Below are 15,169 nucleotides of genomic sequence, written 5' to 3' on the forward strand. Positions count from 1 at the left end.
AGGCAGGGCCCCATGAAGAAGATGAAACTCGTGCTGATCGGCAACGGCATGGCCGGCGTGCGCACGCTCGAGGAGCTGCTGAAGATCGCGCCCGGCCTCTACGACATCACGGTGTTCGGCGCCGAGCCGCATCCCAACTACAACCGCATCATGCTGTCGCCGGTGCTCGCGGGCGAGCAGACGCTCGACGAGATCGTGCTCAACGGCTGGGACTGGTACCGCGACCACGGCATCGCGGTGCATGCCGGGAAGAAGGTGGTCGAGGTCGACCGCGTGAAGCGCATCGTGCGCGCCGACGACGGCACCGAGGCCGCCTACGACCGCCTGCTGGTCTGCACCGGCTCCACCCCCTTCATGCTGCCGGTGCCCGGCAAGGAGCTCGAGGGCGTGATCGCCTACCGCGACATCGCCGACACCGACTGCATGATCGAGACCGCGCGCACGCACCGCCATGCGGTGGTGATCGGCGGCGGCCTGCTGGGCCTCGAGGCCGCCAACGGCCTGATGCGGCGCGGCATGGAGGTGACCGTGGTGCACGTCATGCCCTGGCTCATGGAACGCCAGCTCGACGAGGCCGCGGCCCGGCTGCTGCAGCAGTCGCTCGAGGAACGCGGCCTCAAGTTCAGGATGGGCGCGCAGACGCAGGAACTGGTCGGCGGCGAGCAGGGCCGCGTCACCGCGATCCGCTTCAAGGACGGCAGCGAGGTCCGGGCCGACCTGGTCGTGATGGCCGTGGGCATCCGCCCCAACGTCGAGCTGGCCGAGCGCATGCGGCTGCACTGCCACCGCGGCATCGTGGTCACCGACACCCTGCAGACCGTGACCGACGCGCGCATCTACGCGGTCGGCGAATGCGCGGCGCACCGCGGCATCGCCTACGGCCTGGTGGCGCCGCTGTTCGAGCAGGCCAAGGTGGCGGCCAACCACCTCGCGCAGTTCGGCATCGGCCGCTACCAGGGCTCGCTGACCTCGACCAAGCTCAAGGTCACGGGCATCGACCTGTTCAGCGCGGGCGAGTTCATGGGCGGCGAAGGCACCGAGGAGATCGTGCTGAGCGATCCCTTCGGCGGCGTCTACAAGAAGCTGGTGCTCAAGGACGACAAGCTGGTGGGCGCCTGCCTCTACGGCGACACGGTGGACGGCAGCTGGTACTACGCGCTGGTGCGCGAGGGGCGCAGCGTGCAGGAGATCCGCGATCGGCTGATGTTCGGTGAAGCCCTGGCCGGCGATGCCGGTGGCGAGGGCGAACCCAAGGCGGCCGCATGACCGACACCCGCTCCACCTGCCCCTACTGCGGCGTCGGCTGCGGCGTGATCATCGAGTCCGAAGGCGCGCAGATCACGGGCGTGCGCGGCGACCCGGACCATCCGGCCAACTTCGGCCGCCTCTGCACCAAGGGCTCGACCCTGCACCTGACGGCCAGCGCGCCGATCACGCGCCAGACGCGGCTGCTGCGCCCGATGCAGCGCGCGCGCCGCGGCGAGGCACCGCAGCCGCTGGACTGGGACGCGGCGCTCGACCAGGCGGCCGGCCGCTTCGCCGGCATCGTGCAGGCGCACGGCCCCGATGCGGTCGGCTTCTACGTCTCGGGCCAGTTGCTCACCGAGGACTACTACGTCTTCAACAAGCTCGCCAAGGGCCTGGTCGGCACCAACAACATCGACACCAACTCGCGCCTGTGCATGAGCAGCGCGGTGGCCGGCTACAAGCAGACGCTGGGCGCCGACGCGCCGCCGGCCTGCTACGACGACCTGCGGCATGCGCAGTGCCTGTTCATCGTCGGCAGCAACACGGCCTGGGCCCATCCGATCCTGTTCAGGCGCATCGAGGACGCGAAGGCCGCCAACCCGGCGCTGAAGATCGTGGTGGCCGACCCGCGCCGCACCGACACGGTGGAGATCTCCGACCTGTTCCTGCCGCTGCAGCCGGGCACCGACGTGATGCTGTTCAACGGCATGCTGCACCTGATGCTGCGCGAAGGCTGGATCGACGCCGACTACATCGCGGCCCACACCAGCGGCTTCGAGGCGCTGAAGGCCACGGTGGGCGACTGCACGCCCGAGACGGTGGCACGGGTCTGCGGCCTCTCCACCGAGCAGTTGTTCGAGACGGCCCGGCTGTTCGCCACCTCGCCGGCCACGCTGAGCCTGTACTGCCAGGGCCTCAACCAGTCCTCGAGCGGCACCGCGAAGAACGCCGCGCTGATCAACCTGCACCTGGCCACGGGCCAGATCGGGCGCGCGGGCGCGGGGCCGTTCTCGCTCACCGGCCAGCCCAATGCGATGGGCGGGCGCGAGGTCGGCGGCCTCGCGAACCTGCTGAGCGCGCACCGCGACCTCGCGAACCCCGCGCACCGCGCCGAAGTGGCGGCGCTCTGGGGCGTGCCCTCGGTGCCCGCGCGGCCCGGCAAGACCGCGGTCGAGATGTTCCAGGCCGCGGCCGACGGCGAGATCCGCGCGCTGTGGATCGCCTGCACCAACCCGGCCCAGTCGATGCCCGACCAGGCCACGGTGCGCCGCGCGCTCGAGCGCGCCGAGTTCGTGGTGGTGCAGGAAGCCTTCGCCACCACCGCCACCTGCGCCTACGCCGACCTGCTGCTGCCGGCCACCACCTGGGGCGAGAAGGAAGGCACGGTCACCAACAGCGAACGCCGCATCTCGCGCGTGCGCCCCGCCGTGCCGCCGGCCGGCGAGGCGCGGCACGACTGGACGATCGCGGCCGAATTCGCGCGCCGGCTCGAGGCCCGGCTGGGCCGCGCGGCCACGCTGTTCCCCTACGGGAACGCCGAATCGGTCTGGAACGAGCACCGCGAATCGACGCGCGGGCGCGACCTCGACATCACCGGCCTGAGCTGGGCGCTGCTCGAGCACGCCGGTCCGCAGCAATGGCCGCTGCGCGAGGGCGAGACGGCCGGCCGCGCGCGGCTCTACGAGGACGGCGTGTTCCCCACGCCCGACGGCCGCGCGCGCTTCGCCGACACCGTCTACCGCCCGCTGGCCGAGCCGCGCGAGCCGCGCTGGCCGTTCTCGCTCAACACCGGCCGGCTGCGCGACCAGTGGCACGGCATGAGCCGCACCGGCAACGTCGGCCGGCTGTTCGGCCACGTGGCCGAGCCCGCGGTGCAGATGAACCCGCAGGACATGGCGCGGCGCGCGCTGCGCGAGGGCGACCTGGTGCAGCTGAGCGCCAGGCGTGGCTCGATCCTGCTGCCCGCGCGCGCCAGCGAGGAGATCCCGCCCGACCAGGCCTTCGTCGCGATGCACTGGGGCGGCGAGTATCTGGGCGGCTCGTCCTCCACCGGCACGCCGCTCGCGGGCATCAATGCCGTCACCACGCCGGCGTACTGCCCCGTCTCGAAGCAGCCCGAGCTCAAGCACGTGCCGGTCCAGATCCTCAAGGCCGAGCTGCCCTGGTCGCTGCTGGCCATGGCCTGGCTGCCCGACGACGACGCGCTGGCCGCGCGCCGCGCGCTGCAGGCGCTGATGGCGGCCTTCCCGTTCGCGGCCTGCGTGCCCTTCTCGGGCGCCGACGGCAGCCGCGGCGGCCTGCTGTTCCGCGCCGCCGCCCACGAGGCGCCCGACGACGCCCTGCTCTCGCGCATCGAGGGCCTGCTGGGCCTGCAGGCGCCCGACACCCTGCGCTATGCCGACCGCCGCCGCGGCCAGCGCCGCGCGGCGCGGCTGGCGCGCCGGGCCGACGGCGCGCGGCTCGAGGCCTTCCTGCTGGGCGGCGACACCAGCGCCGAGGCCTGGATCGCCACCGTGCTGCGCGAGGAGCTGCCGGCACAGGACTACGGCCGGCTGCTGCTGTCGCCCGGCGCGCGCGCGCCGGTGGCGGTGCAGTCGCGCGGCAAGCCGGTCTGCACCTGCTTCAACGTGACCGACCTCGCGATCGAGCGCCAGCTGCGGCGCTGCGACGGCTCGCCCGCGGAACGGCTGGCAGCCCTGCAGGGGGCGCTGAAATGCGGCACCAACTGCGGTTCGTGCATTCCCGAACTCAAGCGGCGGGTGCGCTCGACGCCGGTGGAGGCGCTGGCGTGAGCCGTTGCGGCCCATTTCCCTCCAGCCAGACCAGGCATAAGCGAACTCTCATTCCGGCATAAGCCTTGCGGGACAATCCGCCTACCCATGGGAATCAGCCACTACATCAAGGAAATCGGCCGGGGCGCGCGCGGCGCCCGGCCGCTGTCGCGCGAACAGGCCTGCGACCTGTTCGGTCAGGTGCTCGACGGCACCGTCACCGACCTCGAGATCGGCGGCTTCTGCCTCGCGATGCGCATCAAGGGCGAAACGCCCGAGGAGATGGCCGGCTTCCTCGATGCCACGCATGCGCGGCTGGCGCGCTTTCCCGCCACTGAACGCCCGCTGGTCGTGCTGCCCAGCTACAACGGCGCGCGCAAGCTGCCGGTGCTCACGCCGCTGCTGGCGCTGCTGCTGGCGCGCGAGGGCCTGCCGGTGCTGGTGCACGGCAGCGCCACCGAGACCGCGCGCGTGCTGGCCTCCAACGTGCTCGAGGCGCTGGGCATCGCGCCGCTGACCGCGGTGCGCGAAATCGCCGCCGGCGAGGCCGTCTTCGCCGCCACCGAGCTGATGAGCCCGGGCCTCAAGCGGCTGCTCGACGTGCGCCGCGTGGTTGGCCTGCGCAACCCGGGCCACAGCGTGGTCAAGCTGATGCAGCCGGGCGCCGGCGCCTGCGTGGTGGTCGGCAGCTATACCCATCCCGAGTACGCGCGCGTCATGGCCGACACCTTCGAGCTCACCGGCATGACGGCGCTGCTGTCGCGCGGCCTCGAGGGCGAGGTGGTGTCGGACCCGCGCCGCACCGCCCAGATCGACGGCTTCGTGCGCGGCGTGCGCACCGAGCTGCAGGCCCAGCAGCCCGGCACCGACCCCGAGGTGCCCGGCCTGCCGAAGGACATCGACGTCGCGACCACGGCCGACTACACGCGCCGCGTGCTGGCGGGCGAGCTCCCCGTGCCCGCAGCGATCACTACGCAGGTCCGGTACATCACGCAACTGGCATCCCACGCATGACAACCAACGCCCCCACCCCCTCCCTCATCGCCGGCCGCTGCACGCTGGTGGGCGCCGGCCCGGGCGACCCCGAGCTGCTGACCATCAAGGCCGTGAAGGCGATCCAGGCCGCCACGGTGCTGCTGGTCGACGACCTCGTGAACGACGCCATCGTGCAGGCCCATGCCCGGCCCGACGCGCGCATCGTGCACGTGGGCAAGCGCGGCGGCTGCAAGAGCACGCCGCAGGCCTTCATCGAGCGACTGATGATCACCGCGGTGCGCGAGGGCGAGACGGTGGTGCGGCTCAAGGGCGGCGATCCCTTCATCTTCGGCCGCGGCGGCGAGGAGGTCGAGCACCTGCGCGAGGCCGGCATCGACTGCGCGGTGGTCAACGGCATCACGGCCGGCCTCGCGGCCGTCACCGCGCTGGGCGTGCCGCTCACGCACCGCGACCATGCGCAGGGCGTGGTGTTCGTCACCGGCCATGCAAAGACGGGCGCCGGCGCCGCCGACGACCCGACCGACTGGCGCACGCTGGCCGCGACCGCGCATGCAGCGCGGCTCACGCTGGTGATCTACATGGGCGTGTCGGGCGCGGCCCGTATCGAGCGCGAGCTGCTGCACGGCCTGCCGGCCGGCACGCCGGTGGCCGTGATCCAGCATGCGAGCCTGCCGCAGCAGCGCCACATCGCGACCACGCTGGGCCGGCTGCAGCGCGGCATCGCCGAGGCCGGCCTCGCGAGCCCGGCCGTGATCGTGGTGGGCGACGTGCTGCGCGGCCTGGCCGCCGCCGGCCTGCCCGCGGACGCGGACCGCTTCGGCACCTGATCGCGGCACGCGCCGTACGCCCTAAGGCGTAGCGGCGAACCAGGCGGCACGCGCGCCCGAGCGCGTGGCATGGATCGTGCTCGGCCACGGGCAATGAATGCCGTCGCCACGCCCGTCCCCGCCGCCATCGAGATCGTCGCGCTGAGCAAGCGCTACGCCCCTGGCACCCCGGCCGCCGTCGACCGGATCGACCTGCGCATCGCCAGCGGCAGCTACTGCTGCCTGCTCGGCCCCTCGGGCTGCGGCAAGAGCACCACGCTGCGCATGATCGCGGGCCACGAGTCGGTGACCAGCGGCGACATCCTGCTCGACAACCGCAACATCACCGACCTGCCGGCCGCCGCGCGCGGCACGGCGATGATGTTCCAGAGCTTCGCGCTGTTCCCGCACCTGTCGGCCACCGACAATGTGGCCTTCAGCCTCAAGATGAAGGGCGTAGGCAAGGCCGAGCGCCAGCAGCGCGCCAATGCGCTGCTCGAGCGCGTCGCGATGGGCCACCTGGCCGCGCGCAAGCCCGGCGAGCTCTCGGGCGGCCAGCAGCAGCGCGTGGCGCTGGCGCGCGCGCTGATCACCGAGCCGCGCGTGCTGCTGCTCGACGAGCCGCTGTCGGCGCTCGACCCCTTCCTGCGCATCCAGATGCGCGCCGAGCTGCGGCGCTGGCAGAAGGAGCTGGGCCTGACCTTCGTGCACGTCACGCACTCGCAGGAAGAGGCGATGGCGCTGGCCGACACCATGGTGGTGATGAACCACGGCGTGATCGAGCAGGTCGGTTCGCCGCACGCGGTCTACAACCATCCGGCCAGCGAATTCGTGGCGCGCTTCATGGGCGGCCACAACGTGCTCGACACGCCCGCCGGCCCGATCGCGGTGCGCAACGACCGCATGCGGATCGCGCCGGCCGCCGAGACGGCGGAGGGCCTCGCCGCCACCGTCACCGACGTCGAATACCAGGGCACCTACGTGCTGCTGGGCCTCGCGCTCGACGCGGCCGCGCCCGGGCGCGCAAACGTCTCGGTGCAGCTCGGCGAGGCCGCGTTCCTCGCGCAGCCCCATGCGCTCGGCGAGGCCGTGCGGCTGTCGTGGGCCGAAGCCGATGCGCGCGCGCTCGGGCCGGGCGCCAAGCCGCCGGGCGAGCGCGCGCCACAGCCCGCCGCCGCGCTGCGCGACGACACGGCCGCGCTCGCGATGACGCTCTGAGCCCTCTTTCCTTTCCTCCCTTCCGCGTTCCTCCCCTTTCTTTCAGGAGACTCAGCATGACCGACATCATCGACCCGACCCTCGGACTCAAGCGCCGCACGCTGCTGCAAGGCACGGCCGGCATCCTGGCCACGGGCATCGCGCCCTTCGTGCATGCGCAGGACAAGGTGGTGCTGCGCTACCTCGGCACGGCCGTGAACCAGGACAAGGCGATCGCCGAGAAGTTCAAGGCCGACACCGGCATCGAGATCCAGTACGTGGCCGTGACCACCGACGACGTGACCAAGCGCGCGGTGACGGCGCCCAACAGCTTCGACCTGATCGACACCGAGTTCTTCTCGCTCAAGAAGATCGTGCCGACCGGCAACCTCAAGGGCATCGACAGCAAGCGCGTGAAGAACGCCGACAAGATCACCTCGCTGTTCACCAAGGGCGAGGTCGCGGGCAAGAAGGTCGGCGACCAGGGCACGGCACCCGTGAAGGTGATCTATCTCGAGGGCGAGAAGAGCAAGGCCTTCGCCAAGTCGGCCACGCAGTTCATGTCGCTGATCCCGACCACCTACAACGCCGACACGCTGGGCATCCGCCCCGACCTCATCAAGCGCCCGATCGGCTCCTGGGCCGAGCTGCTGAACCCCGAGTTCAAGGGCAAGACCGCGATCCTCAACATCCCCTCGATCGGCATCATGGACGCGGCGATGGTGGTGGAGGCCAAGGGCATCCACAAGTACGCCGACAAGGGCAACATGACCAAGGCCGAGATCGACCTCACGATCAAGACCTTGATCGAGGCCAAGAAGGCCGGCCAGTTCCGCGCGCTGTGGAAGGACTTCAACGAGTCGGTGAACCTGATGGCCTCGGGCGAGGTCGTGATCCAGTCGATGTGGTCGCCGGCCGTGACGGCCGTGCGCAGCAAGGGCATCGACTGCACCTTCCAGCCGCTCAAGGAAGGCTATCGCGCCTGGGCCTCGGGCTTCGGCCTGCCGGCCACTCTGTCGGGCAAGAAGCTCGACGCGGCCTACGAGTTCATCAACTGGTTCCTCGACGGCTGGGCCGGCGCCTACCTCAACCGCCAGGGCTACTACAGCGCGGTGCTCGACACGGCCAAGGCCAAGATGGAGGCCTACGAGTGGGCCTACTGGATGGAGGGCAAGCCCGCGGCGCAGGACATCAAGAGCCCGCAGGGCGACGTGATCGCCAAGGCCGGCGCGGTGCGCGACGGCGGCAGCTACGAGCAGCGCATGGGCGGCATCGCCTGCTGGAACGCGGTGATGGACGAGAACGAGTACATGGTCCGCAAGTGGAACGAGTTCGTCGCGGCCTGATCCCGTGAGTGCGCCCACCGCCCGCGCGAACGCCGCCACCGAGCCCCTGCATGCCGTGAAGGCGTGGTGGCAGGCGGCGCCGTTTGCGCTGGTGTTCCTGCTGTTCTTCCTGGTTCCGCTGGCGCTGGTGGCGATGGTGAGCCTGTGGAACTTCAACGAGTACGAGCTGATCCCGGCGTTCACGCTGCGCAACTACCTGAGCCTGTTCGAGGGCTGTTCGCGGCTGACCGACAACGGTGACCTCTGCGTGACGCTCAATACCTACCTGAGCACCTTCAAGTTCTGCCTGCTGGTCTGGGGCATCACGCTGCTGATCGGCTTCTCGGTGGCCTACTTCCTGGCCTTCCACGTGCGCTCGTCGACGATGCAGACAGTGCTGTTCGTGCTGTGCACGGTCCCGTTCTGGACCTCGAACGTGATCCGCATGATCTCGTGGGTGCCGCTGCTGGGCCGTAACGGGCTGGTGAACCAGGCGCTGATGGGCCTGGGGCTGGTGCAGCAGCCGGTGGAGTGGCTGCTGTTCTCCGACTTCTCGGTGGTGCTGGCCTTCGTGCACCTCTACACGATGTTCATGATCGTGCCGATCTTCAACAGCATGATGCGCATCGACCGCTCGCTGCTCGAGGCCGCGAACGACGCGGGCGCCTCGGGCTGGCAGACGCTGTGGAACGTGGTGGTGCCGCTGTCGCGCACGGGCATCCTGATCGGCTCGATCTTCGTCATCACGATCGTGATGGGCGACTTCGTGACCATCGGGGTGATGGGCGGCCAGCAGATCGCCTCGATCGGCAAGATCATCCAGGTGCAGACCTCGTACCTGCAGTTCCCGCTGGCGGCGGCCAACGCGATGATCCTGCTGGCCGTGGTGCTGATGATCATCTGGGGGCTGACGCGGCTGGTGGACATACGCAAGGAGCTCTAGTGCTTTTGCGTTGCCTGCCTCGATTCGAAGTTCGACCTGCGGGGCGCGCTCGCGCCGACGGGGTGCTCTGCTCCGCGAATGTCCCCCGGCCTTCGGCCTCCTCCTTGATTTCGCTGCGCAGAGCACCCCATCGACGCGAGCGAGGCGCAGCGGTGATGACGGGCCGGGCACCACCGGCCTGCCCAGATGCACGGGGTACCGGGTACTCCCCGCAGCGAAATCAAGGAGGAGCCCGAAGGGCGGGGGACATTCGCGGAGGGGAGTACCCGGTGCCCCGTGCATCCGCCCCGAAAAAGGACATGCCATGACCGACCACATCCGAGAGAAACGCAACAAGGGCTTCTGGCCCCTGGCCACCGTCTTCGCCCTCTTCGTGCTGTTCCTCTACGGCCCGATGATCACGATCTTCGTGCTGAGCTTCCAGGGCCCCGAAGGCGGCCTGACCTTCCCGCTGCGGGGCGTCTCGCTGCACTGGTTCCACAAGCTCGCCGAGGGCCTGGGCACGGTCGACATCGGCGCCGCGTTCCGGCGTTCGCTCGCGCTGGGCGCCGTGGTCATGGGCTTCACCGTCGTGCTCTCGGTGCTCGCGGGCCTCGCGTTCCGCAAGAAGCTCGCGGGCGGCAACACCCTGTTCTTCGTCACGGTCGCGAGCCTGATCATGCCGTCGATCATCATCTCGCTGGGCATCGGCCTGCAGTTCCGGCTGCTCGACACCGGCATCAAGGCCCTCCTGACCGCCATCGACGCCACCACCCTGCTCGAGGGCTACGGCACCGCGCTCGGCCTGTTCAGTTCCGCCCTCGGCGCCCACCTGACCTGGACCCTGCCCTTCGGGCTGCTCATCATGTTCGCGGTCTTCAACCGCTTCAACCCGGCCTACGAGGAGGCCGCGCGCGACCTCGGCGCCACGCCCTGGCAGACCTTCCGCTTCGTCGTGCTGCCGCTGATCGGCCCCTCGATCGTGGGCATCGGCATGTTCGGCTTCACCCTCTCGTGGGACGAGATCGCGCGCACCTCGCAGGCCATCGGCGACGTCAACACCCTGCCGCTCGAGCTGCAGGGCCTGACCTCGACCGTGACCACCCCTTCGATCTATGCCCTCGGCACGGTGACGACCGTGGTGTCGCTGCTGGTCATGGCGGCGGCGCTGGGGGCGGCCGCATTGCTGCGGCGGCGCTCCACCCGAAGGGGGTGACCGCTTTGGCGCCGCCCGACCTAAAATCGCGCCCCTACAAAAAAGCAAGACAGAGGCGGGCATGCTGGAAATCGACAAACTCAACGAACTCGCCGAGAGCCACGGTGAGCTGCGCCGCGGCAAGGGCATGGTCACGGGCACCATCGCCATCAGCCTCGCGGTGCTGTGCTTCCTCGGCGTGCTGGTGTTCCACTTCCCGCAGTACCTGAGCACGCCCGAGCTGCGCAAGAGCTACAACGTCGACCTCATGCGCTGGGTGCTGCTCGTCGCCATGGTGGTCTCGGGCGGCCTCTCGCTGGTCAACATCATCTTCAACCGCACGCGCTGGCTCTCGTCCTTCGCCTTCCTGCTGATCGTGCTGTCGGCCCTGCTCGGCGGCCACAAGGTCCCGGTCAACGACTTCGCCGACAACACCCCCTACATCGGCCTCGACTGGTTCATCCTCGACCTGCTCGGCTCCTCGCTGATCTTCATCTTCATCGAGAAGCTGTTCGCGCTGCGCAAGGACCAGCCCGTGTTCCGCGCCGAATGGCAGACCGACTTCCACCACTTCGTGGTCAACCACATGATCGTGGGCTTCGTGCTGCTGGCCACCAACCTCATGGTGCACAAGCTGTTCGGCTGGGCCGCCAACGACGGCATCCGCGGCTGGGTCGGCAACCTGCCGTTCTGGGCCGGGCTGCTGCTGATCATCCTGGTGGCCGACCTGGTGCAGTACTGGACCCATCGCGCCTACCACGAGGTGCCCGTGCTGTGGCGGCTGCACGCGGTGCACCACAGCGTGAAGAGCATGGACTGGATGGCCGGCTCGCGCCAGCACATCCTCGAGCTGCTGATCACGCGCACGCTGGTGCTGGCGCCGATCTACGTGCTGGGCTTCAGCAAGGAAGTGATCGACGCCTACATCGTGGTGGTGGGCTTCCAGGCGGTGTTCAACCACTGCAACGTGAGCGTGCGGCTCGGCCCGCTGCGCTACGTGATCGTGACGCCCAACTTCCACCACTGGCACCACAGCCAGGACCAGGAAGCGCTCGACAAGAACTACGCGGCGCACTACGCCTTCCTCGACTACCTGTTCGGCACGGCCGTGAAGACCACCAAGCTCTGGCCCGAGAAGTACGGCGTGCTGGGCGACTACGTGCCCAACGGCTTCTTCAAGCAGTTGAAGTTCCCGTTCCTCTGGAAGGGCTGATGCGCTCGCTCCGCCAGACCTTCGCGGCCCTCGCTGCCGCGGGCGCCGCCCTGCTGCTCGGGGCCTGCGCCACCCGGCTCGACCTGCCCTCGCAAGACAGCGGCCTGCGCCTGCGGGTGCAGAGCTCGGTGATCGCGCCGGGCAACGGCGGCGAGCTGATCGCGGCCGATGCGCTGGAGCCCGGCGACATCCTGCTGACCTCGATCGCCACGGTGAACTCCTTCGGCATCCGGCTGGGCACCTTCTCGCCCGTGAGCCATGCGGTGCTCTACCTCGGCGACGGCCGGATCGCCGAAGCCGTGGGCACCGGCGTGCGCGCTCGGGCGCTGGCCGAGGTGGTCGACGAGGAACAGATGGTGGTGGCCTTCCGCGTGCCCGGCGTGGACGCGGCCGGCGCCGAGCGCATGCGTGCCTGGGCGCTGTCGCAGGTCGGCGTGCGCTACAACACCGTGGGCGTGCTGCTCAATGCGCCCTTCGTGCTGAACCGCCGGCTGTGCGAGCTGCCGCTGATGCCGGGCGCGGTCAGCCACTACTGCATGAGCGGCATGGCCATGGTACAGCTCGGCGCGAGCCGCGACGACCAGTTCTTCTGCTCGCAGTTCGTGCTCGAGGCCTACAACCAGGCCGGCCTGCCGATCACCAGTGCCGACCCGCGCTGGGTCAGCCCCGCCGACCTGCTGCACATGCGCGAGGGCGACGTGCCCTCGATCGCCGCCACCCAGCCGCTGCGCTACGTGGGCCACCTCAAGTACAACCCGCCGCCGGTACTGGCGGCCGACGGGCCATGAGCGCCGCGCCGGGCCGCCCCAAGCAAGCTCGCACCGCAGTGCGAAGCACGGAGGTACTTCAGTGAGCGAAGTCTCGCGTTTCGACGCCGTGGTGATCGGCGCCGGCGCCGCCGGCCTGTTCTGCGCGGGCGTGGCGGGCCAGCGCGGGCTCAAGGTGCTGCTGCTCGACCACAGCGAGAAGGTGGGCGAGAAGATCCGCATCTCGGGCGGCGGCCGCGCCAACTTCACCAACCGCGACCTCGACGTGCGCGCGCCGCAGCGCCACTTCATCGGCGAGAACCCGAATTTCTGCCGCTCGGCGCTGTCGCGCTATGCGCCCCAACAGTTCATCGAGCTGGTGCAGAAGCACGGCATCGCCTTCCACGAGAAGCACAAGGGGCAGCTGTTCTGCGACGGCTCCTCGCAACAGATCGTCGACATGCTGCTGGCCGAATGCACGGCCGGCGGGGTCGAGCGCTGGCAGCCCTGCCGCATCGGGCAGATCACGTTCTCGGCCGGAAACACCGACGGGACGAGCGTCGGCAGCTATCGAATCGAGAGCAGCCGCGGGCCCATCGAAACGCCGAAGATCGTGGTCGCCACCGGCGGCCTGTCGATCCCGCAGATCGGCGCCAGCGACTTCGGCTACCGCATCGCCGAGCAGTTCGGCCTGCGCCTGGTCGCGCCGCGCCCGGCGCTGGTGCCGCTGACCTTCGGCGGCGAGGCTTGGGCACCCTATGCCGAACTGGCCGGGCTGGCGCTGCCGGTGCGCATCGAGACCGGGGCCAAGAAGGAGAAGATGGCCTTCCTCGAAGACCTGCTGTTCACCCACCGCGGCCTCTCGGGCCCGGCCGTGTTGCAGATCTCGAGCTACTGGAAGCCCGGCGCGCCGCTCACGCTGGATTTCGCGCCCGGCGTGGACGTGGCCGCGGCCTTCGCCGAGGCCAAGCTGCGCTCGAAGAAACGCATCGCCAACGAGCTCGCCGCTCTGGTGCCCTCGCGGCTGGCCGATGCCTGGGTCGGCCAGGACGGCGCGCTGCAGCGGCCGATCAACGAGGCGGCCGACCGCGCGCTGGCCGCGCTGGCCGAGCGCATCGCGCGCTGGCAGATCGTGCCCTCGGGCACCGAGGGCTACAAGAAGGCCGAGGTCACGGCCGGCGGCGTCGACACGCGCGACCTGTCGTCCCAGACGATGGAATCGAAGCAGCCGGGCCTGTATTTCATCGGCGAAGTGGTCGACGTGACCGGCTGGCTGGGCGGCTACAACTTCCAATGGGCCTGGGCGAGTGCCCACGCCTGCGCAAACGCGCTATAATCGCCGGCTAACTTTGGCCTTCCCTCAACGGCCACACACTTTTTCTTGTTGAGGAACCCCGGCCTGGGGCTCTCGATCCTCCCCCGGCCAAATTTCAAATCAACGATTCCTGATGACCACCATCCGCGTTAAAGAAAACGAGCCCTTCGACGTCGCCCTGCGCCGCTTCAAGCGCACCATCGAAAAGCTCGGCCTGCTGACCGACCTGCGCGCCCGCGAGTTCTACGAAAAGCCGACCGCCGAGCGCAAGCGCAAGAAGGCAGCCGCCGTGAAGCGCCACTACAAGCGCGTTCGCAGCATGCAGCTGCCCAAGAAGCTGTACTGACGCACCCTGGCACCGGAGACAGCGGCCGATTCGACAACCCGAACCCGCCGCCCTCCGCCCCGCCAACTGCCTTCCAGCCGCGCCAGGGAAACCTGCCGCGGCTTTGTTTTTTCCCGCAGGAGACCCCATGAGCCTCAAAGAACAGATCACCGAAGACATGAAGACCGCGATGCGCGCCAAGGACTCCGAGCGCCTGGGCACGATCCGGCTGCTGCTGGCCGCGCTCAAGCAGAAGGAAGTCGACGAGCGCGTCGAGCTCGACGACGCCATGGTCGTGGCCATCGTCGACAAGCTGGTGAAGCAGCGCAAGGACTCGGTCACCGCCTTCACCCAGGGCGGCCGCACCGACCTGGCCGACAAGGAAGCGGCCGAGATCAAGGTGCTCGAGGTCTACCTGCCGCAGCGCCTGGGCGCCGACGAGATCGCCGCCGAGGTCAAGGCCATCGTGGCCGAGCTCGGCGCCGCGGGCCCGGGCGACATGGGCAAGGTGATGGGCGCGGTCAAGACGCGCCTGGCCGGCAAGGCCGACATGGGCCTGGTGAGCGCCGCGGTCAAGGCCGCGCTGACCGGCGCCTGATCGCCATGACCGCCGGCACCGAGACCGCCGCGATCCCGAAGGCCTGCGCCTGCCTGGTCGACGCGCGCGGCCGGCTGCTGGTGTTCCGCCATCCCGAGGACGGCAACATGCAGCTGCCCAAGGGCACCATCGAACCGGGCGAGTCACCCGAGTTCGCGGTGCGGCGCGAGCTGCTCGAGGAATCGGGCATCGACCATGCCGGCGCGCTGGTGTCGCTGGGCACCCTGCAGCGCGACTGCGAGGCCGGCGTCGAGGGCAACACCCACCGCCATCCGCAGCTGTGGCACCTGTTCCTGATCCACGCCGAAGGGCCGCTGCCCGAGCACTTCGACCACGTGGCCATGGGCAGCCCCGAGGAGGACGGCCTGGTGTTCTCGTTCAGCTGGCTGGCGCCCGAGGATCCGATCGACGGCTACGCCCTGCCCTACCGCCAGGCCATCGAGCGCGTGCGCGCCGCGCAGGCCCTGGCGGCGGCCCAGCCCGTGGCCGCGGGCTGAACGAACCCCAGCGCG

The 15,169-nt window shown here is 69.8% G+C and carries 13 protein-coding genes and 1 pseudogene; all 14 read left to right on the forward strand.

The genetic code is table 11. The features are described from left to right. Positions 1–12: 12 nt before the first annotated feature. A pseudogene (locus BM109_RS00210) lies at positions 13–1,325 on the forward strand (FAD-dependent oxidoreductase); the annotation flags it as partial. Further along, complete coding sequence (locus tag BM109_RS00215; protein ID WP_371268776.1) at positions 1,311–4,040, forward strand: nitrate reductase; 2,730 nt, start codon at positions 1,311–1,313, stop codon at positions 4,038–4,040. The pseudogene BM109_RS00210 and the gene BM109_RS00215, both read left to right, overlap by 15 nt. An 87-nt stretch (positions 4,041–4,127) precedes the next feature. Beyond that, positions 4,128–5,033 carry a DNA-binding protein YbiB gene (gene ybiB, locus BM109_RS00220; RefSeq protein ID WP_093339411.1) on the forward strand — a complete coding sequence of 302 codons (906 nt, stop codon included), beginning with the start codon at positions 4,128–4,130 and terminating at the stop codon, positions 5,031–5,033. Then, on the forward strand, positions 5,030–5,842 hold the full coding sequence (gene cobA / locus BM109_RS00225) for a uroporphyrinogen-III C-methyltransferase (protein ID WP_093339413.1): 813 nt from the start codon (positions 5,030–5,032) through the stop codon (positions 5,840–5,842). Before ybiB ends, cobA begins: the two co-directional genes overlap by 4 nt. Before the next feature lie 93 nt (positions 5,843–5,935). Then, the gene (locus BM109_RS00230) at positions 5,936–7,039 is read left to right on the forward strand and encodes an ABC transporter ATP-binding protein (protein WP_093339415.1); all 1,104 of its coding nucleotides are present in this window, start codon (positions 5,936–5,938) and stop codon (positions 7,037–7,039) included. A 56-nt stretch (positions 7,040–7,095) separates the two neighbouring features. Beyond that, the gene (locus BM109_RS00235) at positions 7,096–8,364 is read left to right on the forward strand and encodes an ABC transporter substrate-binding protein (protein ID WP_093339417.1); all 1,269 of its coding nucleotides are present in this window, start codon (positions 7,096–7,098) and stop codon (positions 8,362–8,364) included. A 4-nt stretch (positions 8,365–8,368) separates the two neighbouring features. Continuing rightward, a complete protein-coding gene (locus BM109_RS00240; RefSeq protein WP_093339420.1) occupies positions 8,369–9,286 on the forward strand; it encodes an ABC transporter permease in 918 nt (305 codons plus the stop codon). Between the two features lie 304 nt (positions 9,287–9,590). Continuing rightward, on the forward strand, positions 9,591–10,481 hold the full coding sequence (locus BM109_RS00245) for an ABC transporter permease (RefSeq protein WP_093339423.1): 891 nt from the start codon (positions 9,591–9,593) through the stop codon (positions 10,479–10,481). Between the two features lie 61 nt (positions 10,482–10,542). Next, positions 10,543–11,673 carry a sterol desaturase family protein gene (locus BM109_RS00250; protein WP_093339425.1) on the forward strand — a complete coding sequence of 377 codons (1,131 nt, stop codon included), beginning with the start codon at positions 10,543–10,545 and terminating at the stop codon, positions 11,671–11,673. Continuing rightward, positions 11,673–12,461 carry a YaeF family permuted papain-like enzyme gene (locus BM109_RS00255; RefSeq protein WP_093339427.1) on the forward strand — a complete coding sequence of 263 codons (789 nt, stop codon included), beginning with the start codon at positions 11,673–11,675 and terminating at the stop codon, positions 12,459–12,461. The genes BM109_RS00250 and BM109_RS00255 overlap by 1 nt, the downstream gene beginning before the upstream one ends. Before the next feature lie 61 nt (positions 12,462–12,522). Further along, on the forward strand, positions 12,523–13,755 hold the full coding sequence (locus tag BM109_RS00260) for a BaiN/RdsA family NAD(P)/FAD-dependent oxidoreductase (protein WP_093339429.1): 1,233 nt from the start codon (positions 12,523–12,525) through the stop codon (positions 13,753–13,755). A 112-nt stretch (positions 13,756–13,867) separates the two neighbouring features. Then, positions 13,868–14,080, forward strand: coding sequence for a 30S ribosomal protein S21 (rpsU, locus tag BM109_RS00265; protein WP_007833691.1), 213 nt, complete (start codon positions 13,868–13,870; stop codon positions 14,078–14,080). A 127-nt stretch (positions 14,081–14,207) separates the two neighbouring features. After that, a complete protein-coding gene (locus tag BM109_RS00270) occupies positions 14,208–14,657 on the forward strand; it encodes a GatB/YqeY domain-containing protein (RefSeq protein WP_093339432.1) in 450 nt (149 codons plus the stop codon). Between the two features lie 5 nt (positions 14,658–14,662). Continuing rightward, a complete protein-coding gene (locus BM109_RS00275; RefSeq protein ID WP_093339434.1) occupies positions 14,663–15,154 on the forward strand; it encodes an NUDIX domain-containing protein in 492 nt (163 codons plus the stop codon). The last annotated feature ends 15 nt before the right edge of the window (positions 15,155–15,169 follow it).

It is taken from the genome of Variovorax sp. PDC80 (assembly GCF_900115375.1).
Taxonomy (GTDB): Bacteria; Pseudomonadota; Gammaproteobacteria; order Burkholderiales; family Burkholderiaceae_C; genus Variovorax.

Coding starts and splice junctions, on each gene's coding strand:
- BM109_RS00245 (WP_093339423.1), top strand. CDS start 9,591: ATGACCGACCACATCCGAGAGAAACGCAACAAGGGCTTCTGGCCCCTG.
- rpsU (WP_007833691.1), top strand. CDS start 13,868: ATGACCACCATCCGCGTTAAAGAAAACGAGCCCTTCGACGTCGCCCTG.
- BM109_RS00235 (WP_093339417.1), top strand. CDS start 7,096: ATGACCGACATCATCGACCCGACCCTCGGACTCAAGCGCCGCACGCTG.
- BM109_RS00255 (WP_093339427.1), top strand. CDS start 11,673: ATGCGCTCGCTCCGCCAGACCTTCGCGGCCCTCGCTGCCGCGGGCGCC.
- ybiB (WP_093339411.1), top strand. CDS start 4,128: ATGGGAATCAGCCACTACATCAAGGAAATCGGCCGGGGCGCGCGCGGC.
- BM109_RS00275 (WP_093339434.1), top strand. CDS start 14,663: ATGACCGCCGGCACCGAGACCGCCGCGATCCCGAAGGCCTGCGCCTGC.
- BM109_RS00230 (WP_093339415.1), top strand. CDS start 5,936: ATGAATGCCGTCGCCACGCCCGTCCCCGCCGCCATCGAGATCGTCGCG.
- BM109_RS00250 (WP_093339425.1), top strand. CDS start 10,543: ATGCTGGAAATCGACAAACTCAACGAACTCGCCGAGAGCCACGGTGAG.
- BM109_RS00270 (WP_093339432.1), top strand. CDS start 14,208: ATGAGCCTCAAAGAACAGATCACCGAAGACATGAAGACCGCGATGCGC.
- cobA (WP_093339413.1), top strand. CDS start 5,030: ATGACAACCAACGCCCCCACCCCCTCCCTCATCGCCGGCCGCTGCACG.